General features: G+C 37.9%; 13 protein-coding genes. 4 read left to right on the forward strand and 9 right to left on the reverse strand.

The window, feature by feature from the left end; genetic code table 11:
- Positions 1 to 7 precede the first annotated feature (7 nt).
- The 8 genes from KTHG_RS14415 to KTHG_RS14450 all read right to left on the reverse strand — a co-directional run bounded on the left by KTHG_RS14415 (position 8) and on the right by KTHG_RS14450 (position 8,773).
- Complete coding sequence (locus KTHG_RS14415; RefSeq protein ID WP_139994577.1) at positions 8 to 922, reverse strand: DUF4181 domain-containing protein; 915 nt, start codon at positions 920 to 922, stop codon at positions 8 to 10.
- Entirely contained in the window at positions 909 to 1,421 is a 513-nt protein-coding gene (locus KTHG_RS14420; protein WP_139994579.1) for an RNA polymerase sigma factor, read from the reverse strand. Before KTHG_RS14420 ends, KTHG_RS14415 begins: the two co-directional genes overlap by 14 nt.
- A gap of 361 nt (positions 1,422 to 1,782) precedes the next feature.
- Positions 1,783 to 3,387 (reverse strand): amidohydrolase, encoded by a 1,605-nt coding sequence (locus KTHG_RS14425; RefSeq protein WP_139994581.1) that lies wholly within the window; start codon positions 3,385 to 3,387, stop codon positions 1,783 to 1,785.
- Positions 3,384 to 4,718: an APC family permease gene (locus tag KTHG_RS14430; protein WP_139994583.1), complete on the reverse strand. Its 1,335-nt coding sequence runs from the start codon at positions 4,716 to 4,718 to the stop codon at positions 3,384 to 3,386. Before KTHG_RS14430 ends, KTHG_RS14425 begins: the two co-directional genes overlap by 4 nt.
- Before the next feature lie 154 nt (positions 4,719 to 4,872).
- Entirely contained in the window at positions 4,873 to 5,652 is a 780-nt protein-coding gene (locus KTHG_RS14435) for an ABC transporter ATP-binding protein (protein ID WP_126989742.1), read from the reverse strand.
- Between the two features lie 15 nt (positions 5,653 to 5,667).
- The gene (locus KTHG_RS14440) at positions 5,668 to 6,696 is read right to left on the reverse strand and encodes a FecCD family ABC transporter permease (protein ID WP_126989741.1); all 1,029 of its coding nucleotides are present in this window, start codon (positions 6,694 to 6,696) and stop codon (positions 5,668 to 5,670) included.
- Entirely contained in the window at positions 6,689 to 7,696 is a 1,008-nt protein-coding gene (locus KTHG_RS14445; protein WP_186439628.1) for a FecCD family ABC transporter permease, read from the reverse strand. Before KTHG_RS14445 ends, KTHG_RS14440 begins: the two co-directional genes overlap by 8 nt.
- A 105-nt stretch (positions 7,697 to 7,801) precedes the next feature.
- Positions 7,802 to 8,773: an ABC transporter substrate-binding protein gene (locus KTHG_RS14450; protein ID WP_139994585.1), complete on the reverse strand. Its 972-nt coding sequence runs from the start codon at positions 8,771 to 8,773 to the stop codon at positions 7,802 to 7,804.
- Positions 8,774 to 9,088: 315 nt separating this feature from the next.
- On the opposite strand from KTHG_RS14450, the gene KTHG_RS14455 reads away from it, so the two are divergent.
- The 3 genes from KTHG_RS14455 to KTHG_RS14465 all read left to right on the forward strand — a co-directional run bounded on the left by KTHG_RS14455 (position 9,089) and on the right by KTHG_RS14465 (position 11,116).
- Positions 9,089 to 9,835, forward strand: coding sequence for an alpha/beta hydrolase (locus tag KTHG_RS14455; RefSeq protein ID WP_139994587.1), 747 nt, complete (start codon positions 9,089 to 9,091; stop codon positions 9,833 to 9,835).
- Positions 9,836 to 9,920: 85 nt separating this feature from the next.
- Entirely contained in the window at positions 9,921 to 10,223 is a 303-nt protein-coding gene (locus KTHG_RS14460) for an antibiotic biosynthesis monooxygenase family protein (protein ID WP_126989738.1), read from the forward strand.
- Between the two features lie 74 nt (positions 10,224 to 10,297).
- Complete coding sequence (locus KTHG_RS14465; protein ID WP_126989737.1) at positions 10,298 to 11,116, forward strand: helix-turn-helix domain-containing protein; 819 nt, start codon at positions 10,298 to 10,300, stop codon at positions 11,114 to 11,116.
- A gap of 225 nt (positions 11,117 to 11,341) precedes the next feature.
- Here the strand turns inward: KTHG_RS14465 and KTHG_RS14470 are convergent, their stop codons facing one another.
- On the reverse strand, positions 11,342 to 12,115 hold the full coding sequence (locus KTHG_RS14470) for an SAM-dependent methyltransferase (RefSeq protein WP_139994589.1): 774 nt from the start codon (positions 12,113 to 12,115) through the stop codon (positions 11,342 to 11,344).
- Positions 12,116 to 12,242: 127 nt separating this feature from the next.
- Here KTHG_RS14470 and KTHG_RS14475 point away from each other — a divergent pair.
- Positions 12,243 to 12,718 (forward strand): RNA-guided endonuclease TnpB family protein (locus tag KTHG_RS14475; protein ID WP_139994872.1); only part of this gene is annotated, 476 nt, incomplete at its 3' end.

A 12,718-nucleotide genomic window follows, 5' to 3' on the forward strand; every position in this document is an offset into this window, starting at 1 on the left:
TTTTTGTTTATAGAAATAAAGGGATAATATAAATTGCTATGAAGAAAAGGCACAGCATGATAGAGAGATTGACCGATAAAATATAACGACGATCCTCGCGCGCATAGCGGTATTCGAAATAGAAATCAATGGCCACGAAGGTACTATAGGCTATTAAATAAACGAAGATATTTTTTTCGGCACTAAATGCTGTATAGAAGCTTGTAAATAGACAAAGAGCAACAAGTATCCAGGATTGTTTTTTGCTAACAGATTTTTCTTTTCTTTTCACGATACCAAATCGTTTTGACACGATTCGATTGGCTACAAATAATAGAAGGAAAAAAAGACCAAGCAGTATGAAGATATATTCAAAAGGCATATGCGTATCAATAAATTCATCTAATGATTTTGGCGATACGCCGGCGAATGTTTCATGCGTGTGCACATCATAAAGGAGGTAGTGCGCATCATCTTCACTGTAGAGGCGAAGTGAACGCTCTTTACCCGTATCATACGCTACAGTAATATCCGCATAAAGTGTCTCTTCATCGATTTTGTCATCTGTTTTTTGTGCATGTGATAATAGCATCTGCATCATCGCTATTTTTTCTTTATTTAGCACAATCGGTGTTCCTAGTGAAAATAACGATGTACTGACGAAAAAGTCTTCTTCCGGCTCCGAATTGATATGGAATGATTTAATCGGTGCCGCAAGAGGAGAGGTCGCAGTAGATGCCGGCTGTGTAGCAGGAAACATGATGAGCACACTCAGAAGCAGCATCATGATAGTCGTGGCAACCATTGTCATGACATACGGCCAAGCCATTTTTTTCGGCGTAGGCTCATTGATTTTTTGCATGATGCGCTCTTGCATCGCCGGTGTAAATCGTTTTTCAACGGGCCCCATTTCACGATCAAGCTGTTGTTTAAAATTCTTCATTCATTAACACCTCCCAGTCATTATCCTTTAGCTGTGCTTTTAGCTGATTGCGCCCACGAATTAAGCGCGTTTTAATTGTATTTTTCGAGCATTGTAAGAGCGCTGCGATATCCGTTGTATTCATTTCCTCATAATAGTAGAGAATGAGGACTTCACGATATTTTAATGGAATTCGGTGGAGTGCTTGCAAAAGTTCTTGCTGCTCCTCTTCGCGCTCGAGTAGGCGTTCACTAGAGGCAGTCACTTTTTCCGGAGGCTCTTCAAAGGAAAGCCAGCCCCAGCGTTTCTTTTTCCGTAAATAATCTTTACTTTTATTTGCAGTAATTTTTAATAAATATGTTTTGAGTGAACTGTCCCCGCGAAAAGCCTCATGCTGATTGGCATAAGCTAGAAAAACATCTTGCACGACTTCCTCTGCAGCATTCCAGTCCTTCGTATAAAGATAAGCAAAGCGTATACACGCTTCGCCGTATGTAGTCATAATTTCACGTAATTGCATCGCGTAGCCTCCTTTCTTATAGGGTGTTACTTAATTGTCGCAAAAAAAGCGGAAACGGGTTCAAATTTTTATAAAAAAGATTTAGAAATTGGACGAGGGCCCCTAGAATCATCTAGGAGCCCTCTTTTTATTGCTAATTTTCTAAGTTGTATCGATCCCATCATCGGGAGAATTTATTTAAAAAAATTATAGACCGCGGTAATTTTCATTGGATTATTTTCTAACTTAAGCAACGCAAACCCTACCTGCTTTCGCGTCTCTGCAACTCCGTGGTTGCGCCAGAATGAATAAGTATCTTCAAAAATACTCATAAAATGCCATACAAAATCAGCAAGATATTAATTATCTCATGGATATACAGTTATGTCAATGAGGAAGCTGGTTTTCGCTCAAAAATGATATCTCCGTTTAGCATAGTCATGCTTACTTTCGTCGTTAAAATATCTTTTGGTGCAATGCTAAAAAGATTGCGGTCAAATGCGACAATATCAGCGTATTTGCCGGCTTCAATCGTGCCTCCTTTGTCTTCGTTAAAGCAGCCATATGCAGGAACTTGTGTATAGGCACGTAATGTCTCAGCCATTGTTGTTTTTTCATCTGGCCCCCATTGCTGACGATATGTGCTGTCCATTCGTGTTACCGCATGATAGATTTCACGCATTGGGTCCATGCTCACAACTGGGAAATCACTTCCAAAAGCCACTTTTGCCCCCGAATTTAATAAAGTTTTTGAGAAATAGGTACGGTTGAAACGCTCTTCTCCTAGACGTTCTAAATACACCTTTTGCTCAAGTGCCGCAATATGATAGGGTTGTACAGAGGCAATGACGTCTAACTTTTTAAAGCGAGTAACATCTTCTGGTTGAATACACTCAACATGCTCAATTGTATGACGCGTGCCCATATGACCGTTGATACGGCGCGCTTCTTCAAAGGCATCTAATGAAAATTTCACCGCGCCATCGCCAATTGCGTGAAGGCGCACACTAAAGCCTTCTTTATCTGCCTCAATAATCCATTTTTTCATCGCCTTTAAATCATACGTTGTCATGCCCGTATGATTTGCATCTGCATATGGCTCGACCATATAGGCCGTATGACCAGTAATTACACCATCTACAAATTGCTTTAAGCCATTCATTTTGATTTTTGGATGTTGATAAAGCTGTTTGAAGTGATGTGCTTCCGTTAAATCTCCATCCATACGTGGCTGTAAATAAACGCGCGCCTTTAGCTTTTGCTCCTTTTCTAATTGAAACAGCAATGAAAAATCATCTAAAAACTCTGAGAACGGGGCATACATATCGTTAATAGATGTAATCCCTGAACGAGCTGTTAAATCAAAAAATGCATGTAACATCGAAAGTTTTTCCTCTTCGCTGAAAGAATAGGCAATTTTTTGCACTAAATCCTGTGCTTTTTCAATTAAAATTCCTGTAGCTTCTCCGTTAGAAGCACGTACAATTTCTCCAAAGTCTGGATTTTTTGTCGTTGCTGTAATTTCTGCAAGCTCTAGTGCAGCACTATTCACCCAGCAGTAATGGCATTCTAAATGATTGAGTAATACCGGGCGATTTGGGAAATGTTCATCGAGCATTTCCTTTGTTGGCAGTGTATCCACTTTCCAGCCACCGTTATCCCAGCCAAAGCCAATAATCCACGCCTTTGTATGATTTGCTGCATAATTTTTCACCTTTTGGATGACTTCATCAGCAGATTTTGTATCATGTAAGTCCACACATACAAGTTGTAAGGCACCTGTAAATAAATGCACATGGAAATCATGTAAGCCAGGTGTAATTAATTGTTCACCTAAATCAATAATCTGTTCATCGCCACGTAATGTTAATTCCTCAATAGAAGGGGCCACTTGTTTGATAAGAGAATCTTCTATTAAGATAGCACCTGGTTCTGTAAAGTCCTTTAATCCTGTGAAAATATGTTGACTTTTTAATACGTAATTCATGATTTTGCCTCCTCGTTAAAGGACATATCAATAGTTTTCATGCCCTTAATTTTAATTAAATAAAATAAATATACGACGCCAATTGCGCCCCAAATAACCCCTAAAACTAAAGAATACTTATTTAAATTAATGATTAAATAAAAGACAAATAATGCACCACATGCTGGCAAAATGAAGTAAAGGAGCGTTTCTTTTAGGGAACGTCTTTTTTGACGCACGTAGTAATGTCCAATAACGGATAAATTAACGAATAAAAATGCAATCATCGCACCAAAATTAATAAAGGCGGTGGCCATCGATAAAGTCATCACAACCGAAAGCATTGATAGTGCAGCAATGAGTAATAAGTTAAAGACAGGTGTTTGATAGGTTGGATGTAATTTACTAAATGCCTTAGGGAGCATGCCATCACGCCCCATTGCATAAAGAACGCGTGATGCACTCGATTGCGCTGCAAGCCCGGAAGCGAAACAACCGATGAGCATACCACCTAAAAAAAGTGATACAAATAAATTACCGCCAACCATTGCTACAAGTTCAATTCCTGAGGCATCTAAATTTGAAAAATTCTGATAATTAGGTTGGATAAGTGTCGCAAAATAGGAAACGCCAACAAAGGCCAATGTACCGACACAAATAATAACAAAAATGGCACGTGGAATTGTCCGTTTTGGATCTACAACTTCTTCTGCTAATGTCGTAATAGAATCAAACCCTAAATAAGAGAAGCATAATAGTGATGCACCAGCCATCAGTAAGCCTATATTAAAGCCATCATTTAGGAAAGGTGTCACGGTGAATAAGGCAGTTTCTTGCGATAACACAAAGCGAATACTTAAAATAATAAATAACAGAATGACGACAAAGGCATACGTTAGTAGTAGGGTATTAACCCAGGATGCCATTTTGGTTCCTCGAATATTAATGAAAGTATTGAGAACGACCAAGAGTAAAATCCAAATAAATGCCGGGATACCAGGGAATACAGATGTCAAAAAAATACTGGCGACTAAATAATTGACCATCGGAAGTAGCATATAATCGGTCAGTAACGCCCAACCGACGAGAAAACCTGCTTTTGAATTGAAGGCGTGCTGTACATAGGTATAGGCAGAACCCGAAATGGGAAAAGCCCTTACCATTTGTGCATAGCTATAAGCGGTGAACGATAGCGCAATTGCCGCAAATAAATAAGCAAATGGCACACGTCCGTCCGTCACTTCTGCCGCAATGCCATATGTCGTAAAGACGGTGACAGGCGCCATCAGGGCTAGTCCAAAAATGGTCAGCTCAAAACCAGAGAGTTGCCGCTTCAACGAAATTTCGCTCAAAAATAATCAACCCCATTCTCTATTTAATCAAAAAATGACTCGTAGTCATATTATGAGGGACAAAATAAAAGAATAAAAGAACCACATTAGCATGAAAAATAGTACCAATTAAAGCTAAGCAAAAAAAAGAACCGCATAATCGCGGTTCTTTTCGTTAAATCGTATCGTATGACAAACAAACAGGTGTCCCGTCATCATCTACAATTTTCGCTTGAATGTTGAAGATTTTCTCTAAATAAGCAGCTGTCATAATTTCTTTCGGCTTCCCATTCGCAAGTACTTCACCAGCTTTCATTGCTAAAATGGTATCTGAGAAACGAGCAGCTTGATTGATTTCATGGAGCACCATCACAATTGTACAACCATGCTCTTTATTGATTTTCTGCACGATTTTTAATACTTCGATTTGATGGGCCATATCTAAGTAAGTAGTTGGTTCATCTAATAATAAAATATCTGTTTTTTGAGCAAGTGCCATCGCCAGCCACACACGCTGACGTTGACCACCTGATAATTGAGACAATTCACGATCGGCAAATTCGGCAGTTTGTGTAACTTCCATCGCCCAATCAATCATTTCATGGTCCTCAGGCGTTAAGCGATTAACATTTTTACGGTGTGGATAACGTCCGTATGAAATCAATTCGCCTACTTTAAGCTGAGGTGGAGCGGATGGAGATTGTGCTAAAATCGCTAGACGTTTTGCAATGTCTTTTGTCGAAAGCTTTTGCATATCCTGGTCTTGTAAATAAACATGACCATGCTCTTTTTTCAAAATACGACCAATGGTTTTCAACAACGTTGATTTCCCACAGCCATTCGGTCCGATAATTGTTGTAATCTTTCCATATTCAATCGAGGCATTTAAGTTTTCAAAAATAGTATTGTTTTCATAGCCTGCAGTTAATTCTTCAATACGAAAGGCTGTTTGCATGCTGATTCCTCCTCATTAGCGCGCTTTGACAAGTAAGTATAGGAAGTAAGGAATACCAATAATCGATACAACAACACCTACTGCAAGTTCTGATGGTGCGAAAATCGTTTTCGCGATAAAGTCTGAAAGTAATAAAAGTGCGGCACCGATTAAGGCACTAAATGGTACGACGAAGCGGTGGCGAATCCCAACGATTTGTCGCGCAATATGTGGCGCCATTAACCCGATGAAACCAATGCTACCGGATACGGATACGCAGGCACTGACAATCCCAACACTTGCAAGGAGCATTTTAATTTTCTCACGCTCTAAATTAATACCTAAACTAACAATGGTGCTTTCTTCTAATTGGAAATAATCAAGTAAATATTTTTTACGGTAAATATAGATGCCGAGAATGATTAGCCACGGAAGCATAGCAACGATAAATGCCCAGTTCGCATTGTAAATCGTTCCGGCTTGCCAAAGTGCCGCAATTTCGAAATCTTTTTCACTCATTTTTAATGTTAAGTAAAGTGCTAATGCACCGAAGCCGCTATTAATCGCAATACCTGTTAACAGTAGACGCTCTACATCGAGGCGCCCATGTTTATAAGCAAAGGCGAAAATAATTCCTGCTGCTAATACCCCGCCGACAAGTCCAAATAGTGGCATTGACATAATTTTCAACCATTCAGAACCATCTGAACGAGAAGCATTAAATTGGAATACAAGCATGAAGAATGAAACAGCAGCACCAGCACCAGCATTAATCCCTAAAATCCCAGGATCGGCTAAATCATTTTTCGTTATACCTTGCAATACACATCCTGCAATGGCAAGACCAACCCCAACGAGGATGGCGATGACAATACGAGGTAGCCGAAATTCAAAAATAACGAGGCTAAATTTTGGATTGTCACCCATGCCAAATAACGTTTTGACAACGTCTGGAATGGTCATATCAAACATCCCATTTGTAACATGTAAATAAAAACTTAAAAAGATAATGACGAAAAGAATGGTTGCTTTAAGCCAAATATGATTCTCTTTATTTTTAGGCATGACGTTGACCTCCTCGAGAACGAATTAAATAGAGGAAGAACGGAATCCCAATAAAGGCGGTTACTACGCCAATTGGGGTTTCAAATGGAAAGTTAAGATAGCGACTAACTAGGTCACATAAACTTAAGAACAAGGCACCGATTAAAATCGAGCAAGGAATAATATTTCGGTAATCAATGCCGACAATAAAGCGTACGATATGTGGGATAACAAGCCCAACAAACGCAATTTTTCCGACTAATGCGACGGATGTACCTGTAAGTAACACAACCGCAAACATTGATAAGTAACGAATTGCTTTTGTTTTCTGACCAAGTCCAGTTGCAATATCTTCACCAAGTGATGTAATTGTAATCGCTCGTGCACAAATAAGTGCTAGCACAAGTCCAACTGCACCAAATGGTATCGACATAAGTAACATGTCCATATTAACGGTATGAATTTTTGTGTTATACCAAGCCGCAATGGTTTGTGAAACTTGGAAATACATCGCAATTGCTGTGGCTAGACTACTTAAAAATGTCCCAATAACGGTCCCAATAATCGCAAGTCGAACAGGGGATAACCCATTTCGAATAAGCGAGCCAAAGCCAAATACAAGTGCAGCACCCATTGCTGACCCAGCAATAGATAAAAGAATCATTTGATAATTCGCTAGTCCAGGAATGAATACAACTGCAAGGGTAATGACAAATGCCGAACCATCATTGACGCCCATTAATGACGGAGATGCTAGATAGTTTCGTGTAATCCCTTGCATAATCGCGCCGGCCACTGCTAAAAAGGCCCCGACACATAGTACGGCGATGGCTCGAGGAATTCGATTGGAGCGAATAATTTGGTGATCTGGGTCACTCTTATCAAAATTCACAATCGATTGCCAAATTGTATGTAAGCTAATATCTTTTGTGCCATAAATAATCGAAATAAAAGTTACGGCAACGATTAAAATTGGTGCAACGATCATAATGATTTTTTGGATTTTTGATGACTGTTTCAATCTACACACCTATCTTCTGAAAGGGCGATAGAAACACAAAAAAACGCGCAGGAGCGCGGTTTTTTGTGATGTACTATTTAAGACTCTATCGTCCGCAATCGTATCTTATTTTACTAAAGTTTTTTCAAGTACATCTAAGAAGTTTGTTTTAGACCAAGCAGTACCACCTTCAGCAAGTGGTGCGATTTCATTTACGAATACTTGATCTTTTTTAGCTGCTGTTAATGCTTTGAAGATTGGGTCTTTTTGAACGTCAGCTAGCGCGTCTTTTGCATCTGCATTTTCGCTTTCATCAAATTCTAAGTAGATATAGTCAGGGTTTACTTCAGATAATGATTCAAGTGAAATTTCTGCTTGAGCTTCCGCTTTTGTTACAACATCAGGAGCTTTTAAGCCAAGTTCTGTGTATAAAATTGGGTTAAAGTAAACGTTTTCTGGATAAACGTACATGATACCACCGCGGATACGAATCATTAATACTGATTTATCTTTTACGTCAGAAGCTTGAACTTCTTCTTTTAACGCTGCAGAATCTTTTTCATAGCCTTCGATGATTTCTTTCGCTTTATCTTCTGTACCACTTAATGTTGCTAACGCATTTAAGTTATCTTTCCAGTCATCAGAGAAGTGAGAGTATGGAAGTGTTGTTGCCATTTTATTCATTTTTGATAATACATCTTCAGCCCATTTATCTGTACCGATAATGGCATCTGGATCTAATGATAAGATTTTTTCGTTATTAGGAGCCATTTTGTTACCGATTAGTTCAGCACCTTCTAAACCTTCTTGTAAGTATTCAGGAATTGCACCACCGACTTCAAGTACACCAACTGGTTTAATACCTAGTGCTACTGAATCTTCCATTGATTCCATACTTGCTGCAACAATATTTTTTACTGGTGCATCAAATGTGTAATCTTTACCTAAATAATTGATTTTAAGTTCTTTTGCATCCGATTCAGAAGAAGCTTCTGTTTTTGTGTCATCTGATTTATTTGTGTCCTCTGCTGCTGATCCACAAGCTGCAAGTGATAGTGCAAAAAGTGCTGCGGCACCCATTTTCCAATATTTTTTCATGATTATGTACCTCCGATTAAATGAAATTGATTCTCAACTACGGTTATAATCCTATCAAAGGATGAATGAGAAATGAATAGAGGTTTGCACATGAAAGTATGGACTTAAAAGTGGTAAATAATTAACAAATAGTACAAGAATGACTATATTAAAGGATTTCTTATTAAATCTAGTAATTAAAATATAGACTTTTTTTAATTAAAAATATGGATTTCTATAATATTGCAATGAAAAAATTGTAAATTGTAAAGTGGATTTGTATGTTCATACATAGTAATGTATAGGCACAGTGACAAGAAAAGAGAGGTTTTAACGATGGATCAATCATTTAAGTTACAATCAGCATTTACGAATTATTGTTATACGATTCATGTATATGTTCCGGACGGAGCAGTTCCTGAAGAAGGGTTTCCGGTTATTTATTTATTAGATGGCGGTTGGTATTTTGATTTCGCAAAAAATATCGTAAAGCTACAATCAAGAAACCATCCAAAAACGTTCGTACAACCTTCTATCATCGTAGCGATTAGTCATCAGGAGGAAGATGTAAGAACGCGTCGCTTTTATGATTTTACTGGGCCAGCTGAACAATATGTTTTTCCAGAACGCACGAAGGGCAAGCATATGGACACAAAAAATTATGGTGGCGCAGAGCAGTTTTTCGCATTTTTACAACAAGAATTAAAGCCAAAAATTTATGAGAAATTTGCTACTAACCGTGAACAAGAAACATTATATGGACATTCTTTAGGTGGTTATTTTGCTATTTGGTGTTATTTGAAGCAGCATGAGGCATTTACACATTATTTAGCGATTAGCCCATCTATCTGGTGGAATGATATGGAATTACTACGCTTTATTGATCAAAAAAGTATGGAAAATCAGCACTCACTATTTATGGCTGTGGGTGAGCATGAAACCTTCATGGTAACAGAAAGCAAGCAGTTTATTGATAAGTTAGCAGCGTCAGAAGCAGTGTATTATGTGGCACCAGATGAGAACCATGCATCGATTGTACCGACAACGATGAGTCGAGCATTTCGCTCGATTATAAAAAAATAATTAAGAATGATTCTCATTTTCATTGACTAAATGGTATTTTTTTGATTAAAATAGAAAATATACATATACCGGAGAGGAAGATTTCATGTTAGTTCAAATGCGTCGTTTTACAGTTACAGAAGGAAATGCTCATCAATTAGTTGAAAAATTTACAACACAAAAAGCACCTGTTGAAGGCCGAGAAGGTTTTATTGATAAAACGGTATTACAGAAAAAAGTGCGTCGCGGTGAAGAAGAAGTAATTGTCGTTATTCGCTGGGAATCTGAGGATGCATGGAAGGCTTGGGAAAAGAGCCCTGAGCACATTGCCGGCCATCGCAATAATAAGGGGAAAGAACGCCCAGAATTTATTATTAATGTTGATGTGGCTATGTACGAAGTTAAATAACAGACATGTAGCTGAAGTTGCGACAGAGCGAATAATCACGCATTTGTCGTAGCTTTTTGTTTTAGGAGGTACGTATGACTATACAAACAAATGAACTAATCGAATATTTTGCAACATCTACAATTGAATTTCGTAATGCTTTTCAAACGACATTGCCTTCTGGAAAGCTTGATTCGAACCGAAAAACAGCATCTGACGTATGTGGATTTATTATTCCTTTAAAAGGAAATGCGCGTTTTTCATTAGACGGTGTCCCGTACCATATCGATCAGCATACGATTGTTCATGCTGGTAGAGATATGAATATTAAAATAAAAACATATGATACAGAGTGGGTTTATGCGGTTATTCACTATGAAGTTATTGAAGCAGACGATAAATTCAAAGGCTTTATTGATAAGCATTTTTCGATTGAGTTAGATAATATGGAAGATATTTTAAAAATTATCGAGCAGTTATTACATAAAAATATGAATCCAGACCACTTCTCTCAATTTGAGCTAAAGGTCATTTTTATGAGTTTAATGAAAGAAATTCTAAATGGCGCAAGAAATAGTCAATATAATTTCACGTTACAACAAGTAACGAAAATTATTGATTATTTCCACTCTCATTATGAAGAAGAAATTTTTATTAGCGAAGTGGCGGATATGTTTAACATCGATCGTCGCCGTATCGCGTATCTTTTTGAAAAAATTACGGGCATGACACCTGTACAGTATTTAATGCATTATCGTGTATCAAAGGCGAAAGAATTATTAGCGATTACCGATTTAACGATTGCAGAGGTAGCAGAGGCGGTTGGCTATCAAGATAACTTCTACTTTAGTCGTGTCTTTAAAAAGGTGATGCAGCAATCACCAAGTCAATATCGAAAACTTAATAAACGTTAATAGACACAGTGTACTCGAACGTGAAAAAATAAGGAATCTGCGATAACTGAGAAATCGGCCATTAATGATGGTTAATTTCTTAGTTATCGCAGTTTTTTTTGTAAATAGTATAGAGAAAAATGAAAAATCATACTTTGAGCAATTCCTTACCTTCCTTCATACTGAATACAGATTAGAAAGTAGTGGTTTCTAATAATAGAAAAAAACACCTCAACAATCGAGGTGTTATCGTGCAATAATTACAAAACTATTAAGTGATTGCGGCTGTTGGACCGTATTCATATTGTCGTATAAGGCATCTAATAGTGTTTGAATTAACGGGGGAGCGTCTGAAAATTCTGATTGAATACTATTAGCATAATCTTGTTCCCATGCACCGTCTTGTAGATAGCTTGCATCTACTTCTGTGAGTGTACAATTTGTAAAATTCGCTTGCTTTAAGAGTTTTTGAATATGTTTTTTTGTGAAAACGGCTTGAATATTTCCATCATTATCAACATATTGTGAAAATAACGCCAAAATAGTAACAGCAAAAAAGTGACTGCTCTGTTCATACGTATGATAGGTTGTATCCCATTCCGCAAAGCAAAGTTGACTAGTCATAGAGCGAGAATGTTCAAAATACTGAAGCAATTGCGCTTCATCGTGGAAATACCAAGAGCAATGTGAGAAAACAATGGCATCATATTGCTCAGTAGTATCGAGTGATAAAAAATCTGTCTCTAATTGAAATTCAATGCGGGATCCTAAAGGAGACTTCTTAATATTTTCATGGGCTTCCTGTAATGTCATAGGTGCACCGTAATCACCACTTGCAATGTCAATTGCCTTCACAAAACCACTATCACCAACAATATGTGCGAGGGCCATCGTTGTATCACCTTGTCCACAGCCAATTTCTAAAATACGCATACCAGGCTGTAAATTAAATGCTTTGACGAGCGAAAAGCGATGTTGAAGTTGTATTTGTTGTACGATTTTATCATTTCTTCGCAGAATCCCCCTCCCTCAAGGAACGTAGTGAGTAGGGAGGAGATGAATGCGAACCCAATGATTCTGCCAGTACTAATTTGTTGAAAAGAACATCTGTTCCCGTTATACTATTCAAAAAAAGGAGGTGTCTGTCATGCCACATCAAGCGTATAAATTCCGTATCTACCCAACTAAAGACCAACAAGCGTTCATCCATCAAACCCATGGGCATTGTCGTTTTGTTTACAACCATTTTCTTGAGTTATGGAATACTTCTTATAAAGAAGAAGGAAAAGGGTTGAATCGTTCCATTATGTCCAAAATGCTCACGAAGCTGAAAAAACAAGAGGATACGGCATGGCTACGCAACGTAGATAGTGTGGCATTACAAGCCTCTTATGAAAATTTACTAGACGCTTTTCAACGTTTCTTTCAAAAGCAAAATAACTATCCTCGCTTCAAAAGTAAAAAGAATCCCGTTCAAAGTTATACTACGAAGAATACGAATAACAATATTGCGATTGTCGGTAATCAAATGAAGCTACCAAAATTAGGACTTGTAAAGTTTGTAAAATCGCGTGACATTAAAGGGCGTATTTTAAAGGCGACAATCAAATACAATGCGAGTGG

The organism is Kurthia sp. Dielmo, from assembly GCF_000307285.2.
Classification (GTDB): Bacteria; Bacillota; Bacilli; order Bacillales_A; family Planococcaceae; genus Kurthia; species Kurthia populi.